We start from the raw sequence: 21,528 nt of genomic DNA on the forward strand, positions 1-21,528 counted from the left end.
GCCGGTCCCCAGGTACCGCAGGACGCCCCCCAGCCGGTCGGCTCGGGGGCGTCCTGCGTCTCCGGTGGGGTCACCGGGCCGGGCCGCCGGCGAACGCGGTCAGTCGCGGATGACTGCGGTGCCGGTCAGCCGGTCGTGCAGGCCGCGGCCGTCGACGTCGACGACCAGCGCCGGGACCAGCAGCATGAGCAGCCCGGTGCGCACCACCGCTCGCCAGACGGAGAGCCGCCGCTCCGGCTCCGGATGGGCCAGCCGCAGGCCGAGCAGCCGCATGCCCGGGGTCTGGCCGGCCAGCACCAGGAAGACCACGGTGATCAGCGCGAAGGCCAGCAGGCTCCAGTTGCGCGGCAGCTGCGGTGCGGTGAACAGGCCGGCGATCAGCGCCGCGGCCAGCGCATCGACGGCGAAGGCGACCACCCGCTGCCCGAAGGACGCCAGCGAGCCGGGGCCGGTACCGGGCAGCCCCAGTGCGGCGCCCCGGGGGCGCTCCTGAGAGGGTTGAGCGTCGTCGCCGGCCACTCCACCAGCGTAGTGAAGGGACCTCCTGCCTCTCACCACTCGCACGCTCGCAGCGGGTGACGGCAGGAGACCGTCGCGACACGCCAGGAGCGGTGTTACCGCGACGAAACACAAGAGACACCCCGGAGCAACCCCGCGCTCGTAACTTGCGGGTGGCTTTCCGTCCACTCCCGGAGGATCGATGTTCAACAGTCCCGAAGAGGTCACCGCTTACATCCGCGACAACGACGTGAAGTTCGTCGACGTCCGGTTCTGCGACCTGCCTGGCGTCATGCAGCACTTCACCATCCCCGCGGAGACCTTCGGGCCTGACACCTTCGCCGACGGTCTGGGCTTCGACGGCTCGTCCATCCGCGGGTTCCAGGCGATCAACGAGTCCGACATGCTGCTGCTGCCCGATGCGAGCAGCGCCTACCTCGACCCGTTCCGCATCCACAAGACGCTGAACATCAACTTCTTCATCCACGACCCGATCACGCGCGAGGCCTACAGCCGCGACCCGCGCAACGTGGCGAAGAAGGCCGAGGCCTACCTGGCGGCCAGCGGCATCGCCGACACCGCCTACTTCGGCCCCGAGGCCGAGTTCTACGTCTTCGACTCGGTGCGGCACAACACCTCGATCAACGAGGGCTACTACCACATCGACGCGGTCGAGGGCTCCTGGAACACCGGCTCACTCACCGGCGAGAACGGCGGCCCCAACCTGGGGTACAAGACCAGGCCCAAGGGCGGCTACTTCCCCGTCGAGCCCTACGACCACCAGAGCGACCTGCGCTCGACGATGATGGTGAACCTGGCCAACGCCGGGCTCGAGCTCGAGCGTGGTCACCACGAGGTCGGCACCGGCGGCCAGGCCGAGATCAACTACAAGTTCGACACCCTGCTGCGCTCGGCCGACAGCCTGATGCTCTTCAAGTACATCGTGAAGAACACCGCCTGGGCAGCCGGCAAGTCGGCCACCTTCATGCCGAAGCCGCTGTTCGGCGACAACGGCTCGGGCATGCACTGCCACCAGAGCCTCTGGAAGGACGGCGAGCCGCTCTTCCACGCCGAGACCGGTTACGCGGGGCTGTCCGACATGGCCCGGCACTACATCGGTGGCCTGCTGGCCCACGCCCCGTCGCTGCTGGCCTTCACGAACCCGACGGTCAACAGCTACCACCGGCTGGTGCCCGGCTACGAGGCGCCGATCAACCTGGTCTACTCCGCGCGCAACCGGTCGGCGTGCACGCGCATCCCGATCTCCGGCGACAGCCCGAAGGCCAAGCGCATCGAGTTCCGGGTGCCCGACCCGTCGGCCAACCCCTACCTCGCCTTCTCGGCGATGCTGATGGCCGGCCTCGACGGCGTCAAGAACAAGATCGAGCCCCCGGCACCGATCGACAAGGACCTCTACGAGCTGCCGCCCGAGGAGGCCCTCGGCATCGAGAAGGTGCCGGCGTCGCTGGATGCGGTGCTCGACCGGCTCGAGGTCGACCACGACTACCTGCTCGACGGTGGCGTGTTCACCTCCGACCTGATCGAGACCTGGATCGAGTACAAGCGGGAGAACGAGATCGACCCGATCCGGCTCCGCCCGCACCCGCACGAGTTCGCGATGTACTACGACATCTGATCGACGGGGCCGTCACCGGCCCTGACCTGCACGACAGCGCCGCCCCCGCCGGGTCTCCCGGCGGGGGCGGCCCTGTTCGTGGGGCCATCTCGAACCGCTCATCCGGCGGGGACGTGCACCGCCGGGGTCCGGGCGCGCGGGACCTGCACCGTCGGTGCGGCGACCGCGGCCCCGGGGTGCTCCGGGCGCCCGAAGTGCCAGCCCTGCCCGAGGTCCACCCCCAGGCCGCGGAGCACCGCCGCCTCGGGAGCGGTCTCGACGCCCTCGGCCACCACGCCCGCCCCGCAGCCGTGCCCGAACTCGACGAGGGAGGCGACCAACCGGGTGAGCACCGGGTCGGCGTCGACGCCGGAGACGATGCTGCGGTCCAGCTTGATCACGTCCGGTGCGGTGATGACGATGTGCCGCAGCGAGGAGAACCCGGCGCCGACGTCGTCGATGGCCAGGCGCATCCCACGAGCCCGGAACGGGCTGAGCACGGCGGCCAGGGCGGCGTAGTCGGCCACCTGGTCGTGCTCGGACAGCTCGAGCAGCACCCGGTCCAGCGGCAGGGTCTCCATCAGGGCCGCGAACCCCGGCTCCAGCAGCGTCGCCGGGGAGATGTTCATCGCGACGTACCCCTCGACGACGCCCAGGTGGTCCGCCGCCCGGCGCAGCGCCAGCAGTTCCAGCTCGTGCCCCAGCCCGACGCTGTGCGCCTCCTCGAAGCACACGTCCGGCGCCTTCGCCCATGAAGCGGGGAACCGGCTGAGCGCCTCGGACCCGACCCGCAGCCCGGTGGCCAGGTCGACGATGGGCTGCAGCAGGACGACCGGTCCCCCGTCGGAGACCACCGGCTCCAGTCGGCCCAGCAGCTCGCTGCGCCGCTCCCGCTCGCGCACCGAGGGCTCGATGAGCACGGCGGCCGCTGAGGCGAGCACGGTCATCAACGACTGGTCCCGCTTGGTCAGCCCCTTGTCCGTGGTGAGACCGGCAGCGCAGAAGGTGCCGTAGAGCTCGCCGTCGCTCAGCACGACGGGCACCGAGACGAAGCTGCGGATCCTCGGCATCCGGGCGGCCGGCAACGCCATCGCCACCGGGTGCTTCCGGACGTCGGGGATCACCGCCGGCAGGTCGCCGTCCAGGATGGCCTGGCAGAAGGTCTCCTCCTGGCGTTGCTGGTTGCCCTCCTGGAAGAGGAACGGCACCGAGGACTCGACGACCTCCAGGTGCTGGGTCGTCCCGTCCAACCGACTGAGGAAGGCCACGGAGAGCTGCAGCGACTCCTTCGCGGTCCGGAGCAGCTCGGCGACCTTCTGGTCGGCTTCCGACCGTCTCTTCTTCACGTTCACTCCTCGGGGCTGTACCCGTCTCATCGGCCGCTCCCGGCGCGAGCTGAAGCACCTCACCCCAATGCGTCAGACCGGGCATCGACGGGCACTGGAGCCCGCATGGACCTTCCGATCGGAGAAACCCAGCTCGTCCCGGTGGGCGACCGCCCGATGAACGTCTGGAGGGCCGGCGAGGACGGCCCGACCGTGCTGCTGGTCCACGGCATCCCGACCAATCACCGGCTCTGGTGGGACGTCGTCCCGGTCGTGGCGCAGCGGGCCCGGGTGCTGGCCGTGGACATGGCCGGCTACGGCGACTCCCCCGTTCGCGACGGCCAGCCGGTGGACCTCGCTGCCCAGGCCGCCCGGTTGCTGGGCCTGCTCGACGCCCTGGACCTGGACCGGGTCATCGTGGTGGGGCACGACCTCGGTGGCGGCGTCGCGCAGATCCTCGCCACGACGGCGAGCGCACGGGTCGCCGGCCTGGGCGTCGTCGACGGCGTCTGCTACGACGCGTGGCCGGTGCCCCTGGTGCGAGCGATGAAGGCCGGCTGGCCACTGGTCCGCCAGCTGCCCCCCGCAGCCCTGGGGAGGGCGTTGCGGCCGGCGCTGCGCACGCTGTTCGCCCACCAGGAGCGCGCGACACCCTTCCTGGACCGGTTCGTCGAGCCGTGGGAGCGGCCGGACGGGCCCCGGCTGCTGAGCCGGCACCTCCGCTCCCTGGACTCCGTCTACACCCAGACGGTGGCCCCGTTCCTGTCGCGCCTGACCGTCCCGGCCGAGGTCGTGTGGGGCCGGCAGGACCACCAGATGAAGCCGGAGCACGGGCAGCGGCTGGCGGACGACCTGCCCGGTGCCCGGCTCACCTGGGTGGAGGACGCCAGCCACTTCGTCCCGGCCGACCGCCCCGACGTGGTCGCCGAGGCAGTGCTGCGGCTGGTCGACCGCGCCTGACCTGCACGAGCACGGCCCGCCTCCTCGCGGAGGCGGGCCGTGACCCGTCTGCAGCTCAGCCCTCTCTGCGCGTCAGCCTGCGGAGCCGTCCGTGATGTCCAGGGTGTGCACCATGTGGTCCAGGACCCGGACGTTGCGCTCGTAGTCGAACTCCGGCAGCCCCACGGTGTTCGCCACCAGGGTGGCCGGACCGTCCGGCCCACCGGCACCCAGGTCGATCAGGTAGGTGGTGATCGGGGTGCCCTCCGGCCACAGGCCCTCACCGGTCGAGGTGCGCTGGACCCGGACGCCCTGCCGCCCGTCGACGATGGTGCCGCTGCGGCTCTCCTCGGCGCCCTCCTGCGGTGCGCTGGCCCGGGAGTACGGGACCGGCTCCACCGAGGCGGAGATCGGCGCCGTCCGGACGTCGGTCCCCTCGGTCAGGGTGAACGGCTCGGGAGCGAACCGGGAGCAGGGCGGCAGCACGTCACCGGCGTTGGTCGACCAGGACCCCGGGTAGCTGATCGCGAAGCCGTCCGGGTGCTCGCACCGGTTGCCGAGGTCGACCGGCGACAGCCCGTCCTGGGCCAGCACGTCGACGACGATGCGCTGCGGCGAGGAGAGCCGGGAGACCGCGAACGGCCGCTCCGCGTCGAGCCCGGCGAAGAACGTGTACTGGCCCTCGAAGAGGGTGTCCTCCACCAGTGCCTGCAGGACCGATGCCCCGGGCACCTGCTGACGGTCGGGGCCGTCCCAGGGCTGCGCACCCTCCGGGGCGTCGGCGGGGAGTGCGATGTTGGTCAGGGTGATGCCCAGGACGGCGTCCCCCGGCACGTCGATGGGCGCACCGGAGCCCTGTGCCCGCGGGTCGTCGGTGTACCCGACCCGCCAGCCGGCCTCCCCCTCACCGGCGACCTCGAAGACCATCCGGTCGAAGCCGGGATGGGCCCCCAGCCGGACGTCGGTGACCGCCACCGGCTCCCCGGCCCCGGAGACCACGGAGTCCGCGACGTCCCCGGCCCCGATCGGCTCGATCGACTCAGCCGGCTCGTGGTAGAGGTCCACGACCAGCCGGGTCGGGTCCTCCAGCACCGCGACGCCGAAGGGCACGCGCTGCTCCAGCCCGATCGTCCAGGCGAGCTGGCCCTCGAAGTCACCGGTCTCGACCACCTCGGTGACGACGCCGCCGTCGGCGGGGGCGACCCGGTCGGGACCGGTGTAGGTCTCCCGCGGCTCCTCGCCGGACAGGTCCACGCCGCTGGCGGGCGCGACCCGCACCTCGAGGAACGCCTGACCGGGCACCGAGATCTCGGCGCCGGAGCCGTCCTCGGTGATCGGGGGCTCGACGTAGGACACCCGGTACCCGGGCGCAGCGTCCCCGGCGAACTCCAGGACCACGCGATCGAAGCCGTCGTGCCCAGCGGTCCGTACGTCGGTCAGGTGGGCCGTCGGCCCGGTCACGGCGGGGAAGCCGCCCGCCTGCACCGGGGCCGTGCCCGGCGTCCCCACGGGTTGGAGACCCGTCGGCGGTGCCTGGTCCCCGGCGGACGGCGCCGGAGTGGGTGGAGCGGCCGGCGGTGCGGTGGTGGCACCGCCCACCAGCCCGCTGGCCGTCAGCAGCACAGCGGAGGAGAGCGCGAGGAAGGTGTTCATGAGACAGACCCCGATTCGATCGTGGTGGTGTCGTTCATGTCCTGTGGCCCTTGCCACATCACGTGCCCTTGCCACTCGACACGGCCGAAAACATGGATCAGGCAGGTTCGCGGTCGGGGCCGAGCGACCACGGAGTGGGTGGCACGCGACCGAGTTGTCCCCCGGCTCAACTGCCGGCGCGACCTGCCGATGTCCATGACGAGCTGGGCCGACCGCTGCTGGGGTCCGGCAGCTCAGCGCGCCGCCGCGAGCCCCGCGGGCCGGCGCCCAGCCTGCGATGGAGGACACGGATGAGGCGGCGCACCAGCACCCCGGTCACGAACGGCACCGACGCAGGGCACATGCCCCGCGACGTCGAAGCCGTGGAGGCCGTGATCGCTCGCCTCGACCAGGGCGTCACCGGCGAACCCCAGGCCCATCAGGTGATCATCGAGACGCTCGTCCACGAACTCGACATCGCCTACGGTGCGGTCTGGCTGGTCGCGGACGGCGGGGTCTTCCACCTGACCCACGAGTCCGGCCCCCTGGCGCCGACCATCGCCGCGGGCTTCGGCGGCCAGGCGCTGCAGATGACCGCCTCCGACGGCTACGGCGGCGAGGCGATCCGCACCAAGAGGGCGCTGGTGACGGATGGGAGCAGCGACCCGCGGAGGTGCCTGCGCTGGGCTGCGGCGCTCGCCGCCGGCGCCACGGCCGGGTGCATCCTGCCGCTGGTCGAGAACGGCCGGGTCGTCGCGCTCTACGAGTACTACAACGCCGGGGAGCTCCCGTTCTTCGGCGCCCGCCAGGGGAAGTGGGACTCCCTGGGCCGGCTGCTCAGCCACGCCCGCAGGTCCGCGCTGGGCAAGGCGGAGCTGCAGGAGACGCTCGACGACCGGGTCGCGGTCACCACCGTCGTCACCGAGCTGAGCGCTGCCCGCGACCAACAGGCCGCCCTGCGCATCGCGCTGGACACCGTGCGGGAGGCGTTCGGCTGGGCCTACGGCTCCTACTGGGCACTGGACGAGAGCGCGAAGGTGCTGCGCTTCCAGCAGGAGTCCGGTTCGGCCGGTGAGGAGTTCCGCAAGGTGACCCTCACCGCCAGCTTCGCCGAGGGGGTCGGCCTCTCGGGGCGCACCTGGCGGTCCCGGGACCTCTTCTTCGTCAGCGACATCGGCGAGATGACCGACTGCGTCCGCGCGCCGGCAGCCCAGCGCGCCGGGGTCAAGTCCGGCGTGTGCTTCCCGCTGATGGTCGGTGGCCGGGTCGTCGGCACGATGGACTTCTTCGTCACCTCGACGATCGAGCTGTCCGTGTCCCGCCGGTCGGCGCTGCAGAACGTGCAGCAACTGGTGTCGCAGCGACTGGACGTGCTGCGCCGCACGGAGGAGTCGGCGGAGAACGCCCGCGAGCTGCTGGACACCGTGTCCCGGCTCCGTGAGGCCGCCCATGACGCCGGCCGGGTGGCGGAGAGCGCGGTGAGCCAGGCGTCCACGATGACCACCGAGGTCGAGGCGCTGGACGAGGCCTCGGCCGCCGTCGGTGAGGTCATCCGGATCATCTCCGGCATCGCCGACCAGACCAACCTGCTGGCGCTGAACGCCACCATCGAGGCCGCCCGCGCCGGCGAGCTGGGCAAGGGCTTCGCAGTCGTGGCCAGCGAGGTCAAGGACCTCGCCCGGGAGACCGCCAACGCGACGCAGAAGGTGTCCGACCAGATCGCCGGGATCCAGGCGAGCAGCAAGGCGGTGGCCGACGGCATCCACACCACCGGGGAGATCATCGGCCAGCTGGACGCCGTCCAGGCCCGGATCGGTGAGGTGCTGGAGGAGCAGGCCCGGATGGCCTCCGCCTTCGACCAGCAGGTCTGACCGCGCAGCACGCCGGGCTCCGGCCCTCGCCCGAGGTCCGGAGCCCGGCAGCAGATGGCGCACCACCGATCCGTCCCGGGAGGTTCCGGACGGCGACCGGCTGGGCATGACCGGATCCATGCGCCTTCCCAAGCCACGGGGCCCCGTCAGTGCCGCGCTGTGCGCGGACCTCGCCGCCGGGGCGACCCTCAGCACCCGCACGCTGGCCGCCGCCGACGGGCTGGCCGCCTCGGCGGTCGACCCGCTCACCGACGACGACCTCCAGCTGAGCCTGGCCATCTGCTACGAGCTGCACTACCGCGGTTTCGACGAGGTGGACGACGCCTGGGAGTGGGACCCGGAACTGCTGCGGCTGCGCGCCCTGCTCGAGCAGCGACACCTGACGGCGCTGCGGGCCCTGGTCACCCCGGTCGAGCCCACCGACGAACCGGTCGACCGGCAGCTCAACGCAGTGATCGAGGCCGACGACGGACCGTCGCTGTCCAGGTACCTGGCCAGGCACGGCACCCGCGAGCAGTGGCAGGAGTACCTCACGCTGCGCTCGGTGTACCACCTGAAGGAGGGCGACCCGCACACCTGGGCCATCCCGCGGATCGGCGGGCGGGCCAAGGCGGCGATGGTCGAGATCCAGGCCGACGAGTACGGCGGCGGCTCGGCCGAGCGCATGCACAGCCAGCTGTTCGCCGGGATGATGGCCGACCTGGGGCTGGACACCGGCTACGGCGCCCTCTGGGACGACGCCCCCGCGGTGGCCTTCACCTCGGTCAACACCATGTCGCTGTTCGGGCTGCACCGCCGGTTCCGGGGCGCGTGCCTCGGCCACCTCGCGGCGGTGGAGATGACCTCCTCGGAGCCCAGCCGCCGCTACTCCTCCGGGCTGCGGCGCCTCGGGTTCAGCGAGCGGACCAGCGTCTTCTACGACGAGCACGTGGAGGCCGACGCCGTCCACGAGCAGATCGCCTCGGTCGACATGTGCGGATCGCTGGTGGCCGACGACCCGTCGCTGGCCGCCGACGTCCTCTTCGGTGCGCAGTGCTCGCTGGCGCTGGACGGTCTCACCGCCGAGCACCTGCTGGGCGCCTGGGAGGCCGGCCGCTCCGGCCTGCGCGAGGGTGACCCGGTCGCCGCCTGAAGAAGAACCCCCTCGCCCCCCCACCACTCGCGAGCTCGCGGCGGGCCCCTGCGAGGGGGCCGAGGGGGTCCTCCCTCAGCGGAGGCCGAAGACCGACAGTGAGCCGTCGTCCTCGTTGCTGGTGAGGAACAGCCCGCGGGACGGGATGGCGAGCAGCCCCTCGGGGGCGTCGCCGACGGGCAGCACCTGGAGCAGCTCGGGCGCGGCATCGCGGTCGGTGTCGTAGACGAGCACCGCGTCACCGCGCTCGGCACCGATGAACGTGTAGTCGACCCCGCGCATGCGGGCGACCTCGGCCCCTTCGAACTCCGCGCCCTTGTCGTCGCTGCGCCCGTCCGGGTAGGCGCCGGCGGCCGCGAGCGCCCGCTCGGCCGAGCCAGCGCTGCTGTGCAGCACCGTGCCGTCCTGGGCGAAGACCGTCCAACCGCGCCCGCCGGCGGGCTCCTCGGCCAGGTCGCCCTCGTCGGCGGTGACCAGGTTGCCGCGCAGCGTCCACTGCACCGTGTCCGGCTCCCGCGGGGCGACCAGCGGGTCGTCGAAGGCGATGACGTCGTCGTCGACGGTGTCGGCGTCGGTGCGGGTGACCGTGCCGGCCGAGAACGAGCTGACCACCTGGCGGCGGGCCAGGTCGACCAGCGCGACGGCGTTGTTCTCCTGGAGGGTGACGGTGGCGATGTCCCGGCCGTCGACGTCGACGAACTCCGGCTCCGGGTCGTCGGCGAAGACCGCACCCGGCAGCCCGGTCAGCTCCACCCGGCCCACCGTCCACGCGCTGACCGGGCCGCGCAGGTCGACCACCGAGAGGAAGCCGGCCGGCAGCTGCGGGAGCCCGCCCTCCACGTCCCCGACCTCGATGTCCTCGTCGCGCTGGTTCTCGATCGCGATCGCCGCGAAGACGCCGCTGGGGCCGACGTCGATCGAGTCGGGCTGACCGCCCAGGTCGATCGTGCGCACGATCGCCCGCCGCGGCAGGTCGACGACGGCCAGGTGGCCCGACGGCCGGGTCAGGTCGGTGGTGGTGTCGACCGCGACCAGGGCGTACCGGGCGCTGGAGGTGACGGTTACCGAGGTCGGCGAGCCGCCCACGTCGATGGCCCCCCGGTCCCGCGGCGCGCTGGGGTCGCTCAGGTCGACCAGCCCGATCCGGCCGAGCTCGGAGTCGGTGTAGACGACCGTCCGCCCGTCCGGGGTGGCCGAGATGATCTCGGCGACCTCCCCTGCCACGGGGAAGGTGGCCAGCGGTGTGAAGGTGCGTGCCGGTGCGGCTGCGGCCGGGCCGGCGGCGGCCAGCAGGGCGAGCGCGCTGAGCGAGAGCACGGCGGTGACGGGACGGAGCGGACGACGGAGCACGGGCCACCTCAGGAGTTCGGGTCAGGGTCGCCGCCGACCCTGGTACGCCCGCACGGCCAGCAGGTGGCCCACCGGCGAACAGGCGGTGGACCGGGGCCGACGTCCGCTCAGGTCGGCGGCCGGTGCCCGTCGTCGGACTCGCGACCGGCCTCCTGGAACAGCCGGGCCGCCGGCCGGGGGCGGGACGGGGCGCTGCCGGAGTGGAACCCGGCGCGCTTGTGGGTGCCGTCGCAGAAGGGCTTGATCCCGGACTTCCCGCAGCGGCACAGCGCCACCGTCTTGCGGCCCGGGTCGATCTCCCGGCCGTCGGTGTCGACCAGCTGGAAGTTCCCGCGCACGATCAGCGGCCCGTCCCGGTACGGGGTGATCGTCGCCGTCGGCTCGTCGGACGGGGGCTCGTCACGCACCCGGGCGTCGGTCACGTCGGCAGGGTCGTCGGGCACGGCGGCCGGGGTCTGGTCGGTGGGCACCGCTCCAGGGTGCCCGGGACCGGCCGTGCCCAACCGACCGCCCACCCGCCACCTCGCCGAGGCCGGCTCAGCCCTCGTCGGTATGGCCGTAGAAGACGCGCTCCACGACCGTGCGCGCGTGCCGGGTGACCCGCCGGTACTCGTCGAGGAACTGCCCGGCGTCGGTCTCCGGCCCGTACCCGCACGCCCGGGCCACCCCGCTCAGCTCCAGCCCCTGCCGGGGCAGCTGGTCACCCGGTCGACCGCGGACCAGGAAGACGGCGTTGCGCGCCCGGCTGGCCAGCTCCCACGCCGACCGCAGCGCGTCCCGCTGCTCGGCGTCCAGCAGACCGGCCTCCGCCAGGGCCTCCAGGGCCGCCACCGTGCCGGTGACCCGGAGCCCCGGGTGCGTCGCGGCGTGCTGCAGCTGGAGCAGCTGCGCGGTCCACTCCACGTCGGCCAGCCCGCCCCGGCCGAGCTTGGTGTGCGTGGCCGGATCGGCGCCGCGGGGCAGCCGCTCGCTGTCCACCCGGGCCTTGATCCGGCGGATCTCGGCCACCTGCTCGGCCGACAGCCCCTCGGCCGGGTACCGCAGCGGGTCGATCAGGGCGACGAACTCCCGGCCCAGCGCCTCGTCGCCGGCCACCGGCTCGGCCCGCAGCAGCGCCTGCACCTCCCAGGTGGAGACCCAGCGCTCGTAGTACTCGGCGAACGCGCTCAGGCTCCGCGACATCGCCCCCTGACGGCCCTCGGGACGGAGGTTGGCGTCGACCTCGAAGGCCGGGTCGGGCGCGGGTTCGCTGAGCAGCCGGCGCAGGGCGTGCGCGATGGCGGTGGCCGCCGGGGTGGCCCGGCCCTCGTCCGCACCCGGGCGGAGGCGGTGCACGAACAGGACGTCGGCGTCCGAGCCGTAGCCCAGCTCGGCGCCGCCCAGCCGGCCCATGCCGATCACCGCGACGTCGACCGGGACGTCCTCGACCGCCAGCCCGGTCTCGACGGCCCAGCTGCGCACTGCGGCGTCCAGCCCGGCGCGCAGCGTCGCCACCGCGACGTCGTACAGCGCCTGGCCGACCCGGAGCACGTCCAGCCGGCCGAGCAGGTCGGCGCAGGCGATCCGCAGCAGCTCCTGGCGGCGCAGCGACCGGAGCACCTGCACGCCGGCGCTCGGGCTGTCGGCCCGGGCCACCGCCTGCCGCCACGCCGAGGTGAGCGTCTCGGCGCTGCGGGGCTCCAGCTGGGCGTCGTCCGCCAGGATCCGCATCGCCTCCGGCGTGCGGGTCAGCAGGCCGGCGACGTACTGGCTGGAGCCCAGCAGCACGGCCAGCCGCTCGGCGGCCTGCCCCTCGTCCCGCAGCAGTCGCAGGAACCACTGGTCGTTGCCCAGCGCCTCGCTGACCTTGCGGTAGGCCAGCAGCCCGGCGTCGGGGTCGGCGCAGGAGGCGAAGGTCTGCAGCAGCACCGGGAGCAGGTAGCGCTGCATGGACGCCGAGCGGCTCAGCCCACCGGTGAGCACGGTCAGGTGCCGCAGCGCACCGTCGGGGTCGGCGAAGCCCAGCGCCCGCAGCCACTCCCCCGCCGCCTTCGGGCCCAGCTGCAGGTGCTCGCCCGGCACGCGGGCGACCGAGGACAGCAGCGGCCGGTAGAAGAGCTTCTCGTGCAGCCGGCGGACCACCCGGTTGTGCAGGGCCAGCTCCGCCTGCAGGACGGCGACCGAGTCGCCGCGGTGGTCGGGCTTGTAGCCCAGCGAGCGGGCCAGCCAGCGCAGCTGGTCGTCGGCCACCGGCAGCAGGTGGGTGCGCCGCAGCCGCAGCAGCTGCAGCCGGTGCTCGACGGTGCGCAGGAAGCGGTAGGAGGCGATCAGGGTGGCGGCGTCCTCGCGCCCGATGTACCCGCCGGCGCCCAGGACGGTCAGCGCCGGGATCGTGCCGCCGGCGCGCAGAGACACGTCGGCCCGGCCGTGCACCAGCTGCAGCAGCTGGACGCTGAACTCGACGTCCCGGAGGCCACCGCGGCCGAGCTTGAGCTGCCGCTCGGCCTGGGCGGCCGGGATGTTCTGCTCCACCCGGCGGCGCATCGCCTGGATGTCCGCCACGAAACCGGGCCGGTCACCGGCCTTCCAGACCAGCGGCCAGAGCTGGTCCACGTACTCCCGGCCCAGCGACGGGTCACCCGCCACCGGCCGCATCTTGAGCAGGGCCTGGAACTCCCAGGTGCTGGCCCACTGGTCGTAGTACGCGCGGTGCCCGGCCACGGTGCGCACCAGCGGACCGGCCTTGCCCTCCGGGCGGAGCGCCGCGTCCACCTCCCAGGCGGCCTGCCCACAGACCCGCATGAGGGCACCGGCGACCCGCGCGGCGCTGGCGACGGCCGCGGCGTCGTCCTCCCCCTCGACGGGTTCGGCGACGAAGACGACGTCGACGTCGCTGACGTAGTTCAGCTCCCGGCCACCGCACTTGCCCAGCCCGATGACGGCCAGCCGGCACGGGGTCGCGTCGGCCGGCTGCTCGGCGAGGGCCAGGGCGAGGCCGGCGGTGAGCACGGCACCGGCGATGTCGGACAGCTCGGCGGCCACCTCGTCGGCGGGCAGCCCGTCGCCCAGGTCACGGCCGGCCAGCGAGAGGACGGCGCGCAGGTAGGCGTGCCGGAGGTCGCGGACCCGGGCGGGGTCGGCGTCGGGTGCCGCCGCGCCCAGCCGCACTCCCCACGGCGGGTCGTGCGGATCGGCCCCGACGGCGAAGAGCAGCTGCTGCTCGAGCTCGTGCGGGGTGGGCCGGGCGGTGCGGTCCGCGGTGTCCAGCACCACCCAGTCGGTCGGGTGTGCGGCCAGGTGGTCGGCGAGGCCGGCGGAGGCCCCGAGCACGGCCAGCAGCCGGCCACGCACGGTCGCCGAGCCGCGCAGCCGGGCCAGCAGGGCGGCCGCGAGCTCACCGTCGGGGTCGGCGGCGTCCAGCGCCTCGACCAGCCGGGCCAGCGAGCGGACGGCGAGGTCCGGGTCGCCGGCGCGGGCCAGCGCGGAGACCACCGGGGCGGCCTCGGGGTCGGCCGGTTCGTTGCGCTCCAGGTCCCACAGCCCCAGCGCCGGGGAGGCCAGCAGCCGGGCCACCCGGGCGCCGTCGTCGAACCCGAAGCGCACCAGCCGGACGACGGCCCGGCGGGGCACCTCGTCGTCGAGCTGCGGAGCGGCCGCCACCGTCAGGCCCGGCTGGTGGCGCGGGCGCGCACCAGGTCGGCGAACCGGGCCGCGAAGGGAGCCCACACCTCGGCGAGGTCCGGGTGCACGGCGCTCGCCCGGGCGCAGATGGTCTCGACGTCCAGGCCGCTGCCGGCCACGCCCACCGCATCGCCCTCAGCCCACTGCCGCACCAGGTCCGGGTCGGTCTCGATGTGGAACTGCAGGCCGTACACGTGGTCGCCGACCCGGTAGGCCTGGTTCGCGTACCGCGGGTTGCTCGCCAGCAGGGTCGCGCCGGCCGGCAGCCGGTCGATCTCGTCGTGGTGCCACTGGAGGACGTCCGGTGACAGCGGCAGCGGACCGAACAGCGGGTCGAGGTCGGCCAGGTCCCGCTTGGCCACCAGGGTCGCCCCCACCTCGGGGCCGTCGTCGCCCACCCGGGTGCTGCCGCCGCCGACCTGGGCCAGCAGCTGGGCGCCCAGGCAGATCGCCAGGGTCGGGACGTCGGCCGCGACCGCCTGGCCGAGCAGGTGCCGCACGCCGACCAGCTCCGGAGAGGTCTGCTCGTCGTCCAGCGAGGACTGCGGGCCGCCCAGCACCAGCAGCCCGTCGAACCCGGTCAGGTCCGCCGGCAGCGGCTCCCCGCGGGACAGCCGCCGCTCGTCCAGCTCCAGCCCCGCGTCGCGCAGCCACTCCCCCAGCCGGGTCGGCGGGTCGGTGTCAGAGGGGACGACGACGAGCAGGCTGGCCATGGGAGGAAGGCTAGTTCCCCGTCCCGGCGCCACCGAAATGGCCATTTCGGTGGCGCCGGGACGTCACAGGCCGGGGAGGTAGCGCTTCAGCTCGAAGGGGGTGACGTTCTGCCGGTAGGAGTTGAACTCCTCCCACTTGTTGCGCAGGAAGAAGTCGAAGACGTGCTCCCCGAGGGTCTCGGCGACGAGCTCGCTGCCCTGCATGGCGGTGAGCGCTTCGCCCAGGGAGACCGGCAGGTCCTCGTAACCGGCCGCCCGCCGCTCGGTGTCGGTCAGCGACCAGACGTCGTCCTCGGCCTCGGGCGGCAGCTCGTAGCCCTTCTCGATGCCCCGCAGCCCGGCGGCCAGCAGCACCGCGAAGGTGAGGTAGGGGTTGCACGCCGAGTCCGGTGAGCGCACCTCGACCCGGGCGGAGTTGCCCTTGTTCGGCTTGTAGGAGGGCAGCCGCACCAGCGCCGACCGGTTGGCCCGGCCCCAGGTCGCCGCCGTGGGCGCCTCGGTGCCGGCCAGCAGCCGGCGGTAGGAGTTGACCGTCTGGTTGGTGACCGCGGTCATCTCCCGGGCGTGGGTGAGCAGCCCGGCGATGAACTGCTTGCCGGTGGTGGACAGCCGCATCGGGTCGGCCGGGTCGTGGAAGGCGTTGCGGTCGCCCTCGAACAGCGACAGGTGGGTGTGCATCGCCGAGCCGGCCAGCTCGGTGAAGGGCTTGGGCATGAACGTCGCGTGCACGCCCTGGGCCAGCGCCACCTCCCGTACGACGTGCCGCAGCGTCATGATGTTGTCGGCCATCGACAGCGCGTCGGCGTACCGCAGGTCGATCTCCTGCTGGCCGGGGGCAACCTCGTGGTGGCTGAACTCCACCGAGATGCCCATCGCCTCCAGCGCGAAGACCGCCTCCCGGCGGAAGTCGTGCGCGACGTTGTGCGTGGAGAGGTCGAAGTAGCCGCCGACGTCGGCCGGCTCCGGTGCGCTGCCGTCGCTGGGCAGGTCCTTGAGCAGGAAGAACTCGATCTCGGGGTGGGTGTAGAACGTGAACCCCATGTCGGCGGCCTTGCTCAGCGCCCGCCGCAGCACGTGCCGCGGGTCGGCCCAGGCCGGTGACCCGTCGGGCAGCGTGATGTCGCAGAACATCCGGGCGGTCTCGCTGGCCTGCCCACGCGAGCCCGGCATGACCTGGAACGTGGCCGGGTCGGGCTTGGCCAGCATGTCGGACTCGTAGACCCGGGCGAAGCCCTCGATCGCCGAGCCGTCGAAGCCGATGCCCTCCGCGAACGCGGCCTCGATCTCGGCCGGCGCCACCGCGACGGCCTTCAGGTAGCCCGAGACGTCGGTGAACCACAGCCGCACGAAGCGGATGTCGCGCTCCTCCAGGGTGCGCAGGACGAACTCCTGCTGGCGGTCCATGCTCGCCATGCTCCACTCCAGTCGTGACGGCGGTGTTACGTGGTCCCCAGCCTGCCCCCTCCGGGGGCCGGGCGGAACAGGCGCCCCGGACCGGTCACGCACCGCACCGCCCCGGGCAGGTCTGTGGCGTGAACCACACTCCTCCGGGGAGTCCCCACCTGGGCGACCGGGCGGGGCGGCGACCACACTCACCGGTGTGAGTGATCAGCAGCGGACGGCGGAGTCGGTGCGACAGCTGCGGGTGGCCCTCGCCCAGGTCGACACCCGGGTCGGGGACCTCGCGGGCAACGCCGAGCTGGTCGTCGACTGGACCCGGCGGGCCGCCGGCCGGGACGCCCACCTGGTCGTGTTCCCGGAGATGACGCTGACCGGCTACCCGGCCGAGGACCTGGTGCTCCGCGAGTCCTTCGCCCGGGCCAGCGAGCAGGCGCTGGCCGAGCTGGCGGGGACGCTGGCCGAGCAGGGCCTGGGGGGCACCGCCGTCGTCGTGGGCTACCTGGCACACACCGAGGGGGCCGGCCCGGCGCCGGTCGACGAGCCCCCCACCGACGCCGACGACGCCCCCGGCGACGCCAACCCCCGCCGCGGGGCCCCGCGCAACGCCGCGGCGCTGCTGCACGGCGGTGCCGTGGTCGCCCGCTACCACAAGCGCCACCTGCCCAACTACGGCGTCTTCGACGAGGCCCGCTACTTCGTGCCCGGCACCGAGCTGCCGGTCGTCCGGCTGCACGGGGTCGACGTCGCGCTCACGATCTGCGAGGACCTCTGGGTCGAGGGCGGCCCGTGCGGGGTCGCCGGGCAGGCCGGCGTCGACCTCGTCGTCTCCCCCAACGCCTCGCCCTACGAGCGCGCCAAGGACGATCTGCGGCTGCCGCTGGTGCAGCGCCGCGCCGCGGAGGCGAACGCCCCGATCGTCTACTGCAACCAGGTGGGCGGGCAGGACGAGCTGGTCTTCGACGGCGACTCGCTCGCCGTCTCCGCCGCCGGTGAGCTGCTCGCCCGCGCCCCGCAGTTCGTCGAGCACCTGCTCACCGTCGACCTGACGGTGGACCCGGCGGCCGTGCCGGAGCGGCGGGAGGGCCGGATCGGGCCGATGACCGTCACCCGGCACCTGGTGTCCGAGGAGCCGGTGGCCGGCTGGCCGGCCGAGCCCGGGTCGGTCGCCGAGCCGCTGAGCGACTGCGAGGAGGTCTGGCGGGCCCTGGTCCTGGGCCTGCGTGACTTCATCGACAAGAACGGCATGCCCTCGGTGGTGCTCGGCATGTCCGGCGGCATCGACTCGGCCCTGGTCGCCGCGCTGGCCGTCGACGCGCTCGGTGCCGACCGGGTGGTCGGCGTCGGGCTGCCGTCGCGGTGGTCCAGCGAGCACTCCCTGGCCGACGCCGCGGACTCGGCGCAGCGGCTGGGGATGCACTACTCCGTCGTCCCGATCGCCCCGGTGGTGACGGCGTTCGAGGCGGCGGTGGAGCTGTCCGGCGTGGCCGCGGAGAACCTGCAGGCCCGGGTGCGCGGCACGCTGCTGATGGGGCTGTCCAACCAGCACGGCCACCTGCTGCTGGCCACCAGCAACAAGAGCGAGGTCGCCGTCGGCTACTCGACGCTCTACGGCGACGCCGCCGGCGGGTTCGCCCCGATCAAGGACGTGCCCAAGACCCTCGTCTGGGACCTCGCCCGCTGGCGGAACGCGCACGCCCGGGACCGCGGCGAGGTGCAGCCGATCCCGCAGAACTCGATCGACAAGCCGCCGTCGGCAGAGCTGGCCCCCGGGCAGCAGGACAGCGACTCGCTCCCCTCCTACGAGGAGCTCGACGCCGTGATCGCCGACTACGTGGACCGTGACCTGGGGCTCGCCCAGCTGCTCGAGCGCGGCCACGACCCGGAGGTGGTGGCCCGGGTGCTGCGGCTGGTCGACGCCGCCGAGTTCAAGCGCCGCCAGTCCGCACCGGGCACCAAGATCTCGCTGAAGGCCTTCGGCCGCGACCGCCGGCTGCCGATCACCAACCGCTGGCGGGAGAGCCTGCCCAGCGTCCGCGAAGGAGCGGCCCGATGACCGAGTCCCCCCTCTACGGCGGCACCTCCACCGCCCGGGTGCGCGTCCACCACCTGCAGCAGGCCAAGGACCGCGGCGAGAAGTGGGCGATGCTCACCGCCTACGACACCTACGCAGCAGCGGTGTTCGAGGAGGCCGGCATCCCGGTGCTGCTGGTCGGCGACTCGGCGGGCAACGTCGTCCTCGGTCACACCTCGACCGTGCCGGTGACGGTGGAGGACCTGCTGCTGATGACCCGGGCGGTCACCCGCTCGACGAAGCGTGCGCTCATCGTCGCCGACCTGCCGTTCGGCAGCTACGAGTCCGGTCCGCAGCAGGCCTTCGACACCGCGGTGCGGATGATGAAGGAGGGCGGGGCCCAGGCGGTCAAGCTGGAGGGCGGCATCCGGGTGGCGCCGCAGGTCCGGCTGCTGACCGAGGCCGGCATCCCGGTGATGGCGCACATCGGCTTCACCCCGCAGAGCGAGCACGCCCTGGGCGGCTACCGGGTGCAGGGCCGCGGCGCCGGGGCCGAGCAGCTGCTGGCCGACGCGCACGCCGTGCAGGACGCCGGCGCGTTCGCCGTGGTGATGGAGATGGTGCCCGCGGAGATCGCCGGGCAGGTCACCAAGGAGCTGTCCATCCCGACGATCGGGATCGGTGCCGGGCCCGACTGCGACGCCCAGGTGCTGGTGTGGCCGGACATGGCCGGGATGACCTCCGGGCGGGTGCCGAAGTTCGTGAAGAAGTACGCCGACCTGCGCGGCGAGCTCCTCCGGGCCGCCCAGGAGTACGCCACCGAGGTCCGGGACGGCACCTTCCCGACGTCAGAGCACTCGTTCGACTGACGCCCTCCGGACGTGGCCTGCGGCCACCTCCGGATCACGACGACGTGCGCTGAGTGCCAGTCAGGACGTGCCGGACTGACACTCAGCGCACGTGGTCGAGCGGTGCGGGAGTCCGCCGGGCGGGGGCCGGGCGGGGTTGCGCTTCACACGTCGGTGATGCGGACGCCGGCGTGGGCCTTGTAGCGGCGGTTGACCGAGACCAGGTTGATCGTCAGCGCCTCGACCTGGCGGGCGTTGCGCAGCCGGCCGGCGTAGACCCCCCGCATGCCCGGCAGCCGCCCGGCGAGGGCCTGCACCAGGTCGGTGGCCTCCCGGACGTCACCGACCACCATCACGTCGCCCTCCAGCGTCGGCTGGGAGAGGTCCTCCAGCGTGACGGCCGAGAGGTGGTGGAAGGCGCCCACGACGGAGCTGTCCGGAAGCAGGACGGCGGCCTGCTGGCACACGCTGCCCTCGGCGACGTCCAGCACGTAGGCGCCGAGCTCGTCCCAGCCCATCGGGACGACGCAGTCGACGACGACCTTGCCGGCCAACGGGGTCGCCAGCTCGGCGAGGGTGTCGGCGTGCCCCGCGTACGGGACCGCGACGATCACCAGGTCCGCCGCCCCCGCGACGTCGGCGTTGGAGCCGCCACGGACCGACACCCCGACGCCGCCGGCGGCCGCATCGGCCCGGGTGGCCACCTCGCCGGCGACCTCCTCGGCGCGCTCGGCGTCCCGGGAACCCAGCAGCACCCGCTGCCCGGCCGCGGCCAACCGCACCGCCAGACCCCGGCCCTGCGGCCCGGTGCCTCCGATCACGCCGACGACGAGGTCCTCCATCGCGCGTCCGTCCGTCACGGCTCCTCCTGTCCTCCGGGCGCCCTCACGGACGCACCTGCCGGTGATCATGCCCCGGGCGGCCGCGGACGGCCGAACGGGTGGGCTACTCCCGGCCCTCTTCCCAGGCGCGGTCGGCGGCGTCGGCCGCCTCGTTGCGTTCGGCGACCTTCTCCAGCGCGTCCTGGGCCTCCGCGCGGGTCTCGTACGGACCCAGGCGGTGCCGCTCGGCACAGCCGTCCCGCGTCTCGACGGCGTGGTGCTTCAGGCAGTAGAACCACGGTCCCTGCGCCATCGCCAGCTCCTCTCGTGGTCGTCCAGCCGGTGGTCGTCCAGCTCAGGTGCCCAGCCTCGCATCCGACGGTCGTCCCCGCCGCCGACCGACGGTCGCCCCGGCCAACAGAGCGGGTTCCGGAAATGGTGCGCTCCACCCGGTTCTGCTGAGCGCGCTCCTGCGGCATGCTGCTGGCCATGGCGGGGGCCCACACGCCCGGTACGCGCCGCGGCGGGGACTCCACCGGCCCGGCGCGCGATCCACTGCGCACGGGGTGGGGTGCGGAGAACGCCCTGGCGGCCTGGGCCCTGGCGGCGCTGCTCGGGGTGCTCACGGTCCTGGGCTCGATCAACCTGTTCGTCGACGGCGCGGTGCGGGACGGCGCCGGTCGACCCGTCTACGCCGCCACGTTGGGCGCCTGCCTGCTGATCGCCGCCGCGCTGGGGGTGCGTCGACGCGCCGGCGAGGCGGTGACCGTCGCCCTCGTGCTGTTCGGGGACCTGGTCTACGTGGTGCTCGCCTGGGCGACCGGCGACCCGCTGCGCTACGCCCCTCCCCTGATGCTGCTGTTCACCTGTCTCGTCGCCGCCTGGTTCCTGGGTGTCCGGGCGCTGGCGGTGCACATGGTCGCCGTGGTCGTGGCCTGCTGGACGGCACTGGCCGACAGCTATCCGGGCACCGCTGCGCTCGTCGTGGCCGTGGCCGCCAGCGCCGGGTTGCTCAACGCCGCCACGGTCGGGGTCTTCGTGCTGCGCCGCCGGGTGGAACGGCTGCTGACGGCGACCCAGGCGCTCTCCTCGACCGACCCCCTGACCGGCCTGGCGAACCGGCGGTCGCTGGTCGAGCAGGCACCGCGGATCTGGCGGCAGGCCCGGCGCGACGGCCAGCGGGTGGCGGCGCTGGTGCTGGACCTGGACCACTTCAAGCGGCTCAACGACACCTACGGCCACGCGGTGGGGGACGCCGTGCTCCGTGCGGTGTCCCGCGCGCTGGCCGCCAGCGTGCGGCCCGCGGACGTGCTGGCGCGCACCGGCGGGGAGGAGCTCGTCGTCCTCGGGCTGGTGTCCGACCCCGACGAGGCCTGGCGGCTGGCGCAGCGGCTCCGACTGGCCGTCGTGGACAGCGGACGCGCGCAGCAGCGGGCGGTGACCGCCTCGATCGGGGTCGCGCTGGCGGGGCCGGTCGACGGCGAGGACCCCAGCGATGCGCTGTGGCGGCTGGTCGACCGGGCCGACGCGGCCATGTACGAGGCCAAGCAGGGCGGGCGGGACCGGGTGGTCGTGGCCGGCAGCACCCTCGGCCGGCACCCTCAGGTGACCGGAGGCTCGCGGCGGAGCCCGGCCGGCGGCGCGACGGCCTGACCCGGACGGGCACCGCCGCCGTCCCCGGGCGGCCCGGGCGGCGGTCTGCTTTCCTCCCT

17 protein-coding genes are annotated in these 21,528 nt (G+C 73.7%); 7 read left to right on the plus strand and 10 right to left on the minus strand.

Annotated elements, in window-relative coordinates; genetic code table 11:
- Nucleotides 1-99 precede the first annotated feature (99 nt).
- Nucleotides 100-519 carry an RDD family protein gene (locus tag O2W18_RS20460; RefSeq protein ID WP_269189262.1) on the minus strand — a complete coding sequence of 140 codons (420 nt, stop codon included), beginning with the start codon at nt 517-519 and terminating at the stop codon, nt 100-102.
- A 181-nt stretch (nt 520-700) separates the two neighbouring features.
- On the opposite strand from O2W18_RS20460, the gene glnA (O2W18_RS20465) reads away from it, so the two are divergent.
- A complete protein-coding gene (gene glnA / locus O2W18_RS20465; RefSeq protein WP_269157068.1) occupies nt 701-2,134 on the plus strand; it encodes a type I glutamate--ammonia ligase in 1,434 nt (477 codons plus the stop codon).
- Between the two features lie 98 nt (nt 2,135-2,232).
- On the opposite strand, the gene O2W18_RS20470 is transcribed toward glnA (O2W18_RS20465), so the two are convergent.
- Nucleotides 2,233-3,459: an EAL domain-containing protein gene (locus tag O2W18_RS20470; RefSeq protein ID WP_269189263.1), complete on the minus strand. Its 1,227-nt coding sequence runs from the start codon at nt 3,457-3,459 to the stop codon at nt 2,233-2,235.
- A 105-nt stretch (nt 3,460-3,564) separates the two neighbouring features.
- Here O2W18_RS20470 and O2W18_RS20475 point away from each other — a divergent pair, with 105 nt between their 5' ends.
- Entirely contained in the window at nt 3,565-4,398 is an 834-nt protein-coding gene (locus tag O2W18_RS20475; protein ID WP_269189264.1) for an alpha/beta fold hydrolase, read from the plus strand.
- A 72-nt stretch (nt 4,399-4,470) separates the two neighbouring features.
- Here the strand turns inward: O2W18_RS20475 and O2W18_RS20480 are convergent, their stop codons facing one another.
- Nucleotides 4,471-6,030: an AMIN-like domain-containing (lipo)protein gene (locus O2W18_RS20480; protein ID WP_269189265.1), complete on the minus strand. Its 1,560-nt coding sequence runs from the start codon at nt 6,028-6,030 to the stop codon at nt 4,471-4,473.
- 290 nt (nt 6,031-6,320) lie between these two features.
- Between O2W18_RS20480 and O2W18_RS20485 the strand changes: the two genes are divergently transcribed.
- Nucleotides 6,321-7,880, plus strand: a complete 1,560-nt coding sequence (locus O2W18_RS20485) for a methyl-accepting chemotaxis protein (protein ID WP_269189266.1) — start codon at nt 6,321-6,323, stop codon at nt 7,878-7,880.
- A gap of 118 nt (nt 7,881-7,998) precedes the next feature.
- Complete coding sequence (locus O2W18_RS20490; protein ID WP_269189267.1) at nt 7,999-9,012, plus strand: iron-containing redox enzyme family protein; 1,014 nt, start codon at nt 7,999-8,001, stop codon at nt 9,010-9,012.
- A 75-nt stretch (nt 9,013-9,087) separates the two neighbouring features.
- Here the strand turns inward: O2W18_RS20490 and O2W18_RS20495 are convergent, their stop codons facing one another.
- The 5 genes from O2W18_RS20495 to glnA (O2W18_RS20515) all read right to left on the minus strand — a co-directional run bounded on the left by O2W18_RS20495 (nt 9,088) and on the right by glnA (O2W18_RS20515) (nt 16,148).
- Nucleotides 9,088-10,329 carry a hypothetical protein gene (locus tag O2W18_RS20495; protein WP_269189268.1) on the minus strand — a complete coding sequence of 414 codons (1,242 nt, stop codon included), beginning with the start codon at nt 10,327-10,329 and terminating at the stop codon, nt 9,088-9,090.
- A 140-nt stretch (nt 10,330-10,469) separates the two neighbouring features.
- The gene (locus O2W18_RS20500) at nt 10,470-10,832 is read right to left on the minus strand and encodes a CDGSH iron-sulfur domain-containing protein (protein ID WP_269189269.1); all 363 of its coding nucleotides are present in this window, start codon (nt 10,830-10,832) and stop codon (nt 10,470-10,472) included.
- Between the two features lie 67 nt (nt 10,833-10,899).
- Nucleotides 10,900-14,001, minus strand: a complete 3,102-nt coding sequence (locus O2W18_RS20505) for a bifunctional [glutamine synthetase] adenylyltransferase/[glutamine synthetase]-adenylyl-L-tyrosine phosphorylase (protein WP_269189270.1) — start codon at nt 13,999-14,001, stop codon at nt 10,900-10,902.
- A gap of 2 nt (nt 14,002-14,003) precedes the next feature.
- Nucleotides 14,004-14,735 (minus strand): type 1 glutamine amidotransferase, encoded by a 732-nt coding sequence (locus O2W18_RS20510; RefSeq protein WP_269189271.1) that lies wholly within the window; start codon nt 14,733-14,735, stop codon nt 14,004-14,006.
- A gap of 63 nt (nt 14,736-14,798) precedes the next feature.
- Nucleotides 14,799-16,148 carry a type I glutamate--ammonia ligase gene (gene glnA / locus O2W18_RS20515; RefSeq protein WP_269157078.1) on the minus strand — a complete coding sequence of 450 codons (1,350 nt, stop codon included), beginning with the start codon at nt 16,146-16,148 and terminating at the stop codon, nt 14,799-14,801.
- 187 nt (nt 16,149-16,335) lie between these two features.
- Here glnA (O2W18_RS20515) and O2W18_RS20520 point away from each other — a divergent pair, with 187 nt between their 5' ends.
- Together O2W18_RS20520 and panB are read left to right on the plus strand one after the other, a co-directional pair.
- Complete coding sequence (locus O2W18_RS20520) at nt 16,336-18,189, plus strand: NAD+ synthase (RefSeq protein ID WP_269189272.1); 1,854 nt, start codon at nt 16,336-16,338, stop codon at nt 18,187-18,189.
- Entirely contained in the window at nt 18,186-19,016 is an 831-nt protein-coding gene (gene panB / locus O2W18_RS20525; RefSeq protein ID WP_269189273.1) for a 3-methyl-2-oxobutanoate hydroxymethyltransferase, read from the plus strand. The genes O2W18_RS20520 and panB overlap by 4 nt, the downstream gene beginning before the upstream one ends.
- Before the next feature lie 143 nt (nt 19,017-19,159).
- On the opposite strand, the gene npdG is transcribed toward panB, so the two are convergent.
- A complete protein-coding gene (gene npdG, locus O2W18_RS20530; RefSeq protein WP_269189274.1) occupies nt 19,160-19,855 on the minus strand; it encodes an NADPH-dependent F420 reductase in 696 nt (231 codons plus the stop codon).
- A gap of 85 nt (nt 19,856-19,940) precedes the next feature.
- Nucleotides 19,941-20,129, minus strand: a complete 189-nt coding sequence (locus tag O2W18_RS20535; protein ID WP_269189275.1) for a hypothetical protein — start codon at nt 20,127-20,129, stop codon at nt 19,941-19,943.
- A 176-nt stretch (nt 20,130-20,305) separates the two neighbouring features.
- On the opposite strand from O2W18_RS20535, the gene O2W18_RS20540 reads away from it, so the two are divergent.
- Nucleotides 20,306-21,469 carry a GGDEF domain-containing protein gene (locus O2W18_RS20540; RefSeq protein ID WP_269189276.1) on the plus strand — a complete coding sequence of 388 codons (1,164 nt, stop codon included), beginning with the start codon at nt 20,306-20,308 and terminating at the stop codon, nt 21,467-21,469.
- Nucleotides 21,470-21,528 lie beyond the last annotated feature (59 nt).

This window comes from Modestobacter sp. VKM Ac-2983, assembly GCF_026967885.1.
Taxonomy (GTDB): domain Bacteria; phylum Actinomycetota; class Actinomycetes; order Mycobacteriales; family Geodermatophilaceae; genus Modestobacter.

Excerpts from the sequence above, each read along its gene's own strand:
- O2W18_RS20490 (WP_269189267.1), top strand. The coding sequence starts at position 7,999 with ATGCGCCTTCCCAAGCCACGGGGCCCCGTCAGTGCCGCGCTGTGCGCG.
- glnA (WP_269157068.1), top strand. The coding sequence starts at position 701 with ATGTTCAACAGTCCCGAAGAGGTCACCGCTTACATCCGCGACAACGAC.
- O2W18_RS20480 (WP_269189265.1), bottom strand. The coding sequence starts at position 6,030 with ATGAACACCTTCCTCGCGCTCTCCTCCGCTGTGCTGCTGACGGCCAGC.
- O2W18_RS20510 (WP_269189271.1), bottom strand. The coding sequence starts at position 14,735 with ATGGCCAGCCTGCTCGTCGTCGTCCCCTCTGACACCGACCCGCCGACC.
- O2W18_RS20475 (WP_269189264.1), top strand. The coding sequence starts at position 3,565 with ATGGACCTTCCGATCGGAGAAACCCAGCTCGTCCCGGTGGGCGACCGC.
- O2W18_RS20485 (WP_269189266.1), top strand. The coding sequence starts at position 6,321 with ATGAGGCGGCGCACCAGCACCCCGGTCACGAACGGCACCGACGCAGGG.
- panB (WP_269189273.1), top strand. The coding sequence starts at position 18,186 with ATGACCGAGTCCCCCCTCTACGGCGGCACCTCCACCGCCCGGGTGCGC.
- O2W18_RS20535 (WP_269189275.1), bottom strand. The coding sequence starts at position 20,129 with ATGGCGCAGGGACCGTGGTTCTACTGCCTGAAGCACCACGCCGTCGAG.
- O2W18_RS20540 (WP_269189276.1), top strand. The coding sequence starts at position 20,306 with ATGGCGGGGGCCCACACGCCCGGTACGCGCCGCGGCGGGGACTCCACC.
- glnA (WP_269157078.1), bottom strand. The coding sequence starts at position 16,148 with ATGGCGAGCATGGACCGCCAGCAGGAGTTCGTCCTGCGCACCCTGGAG.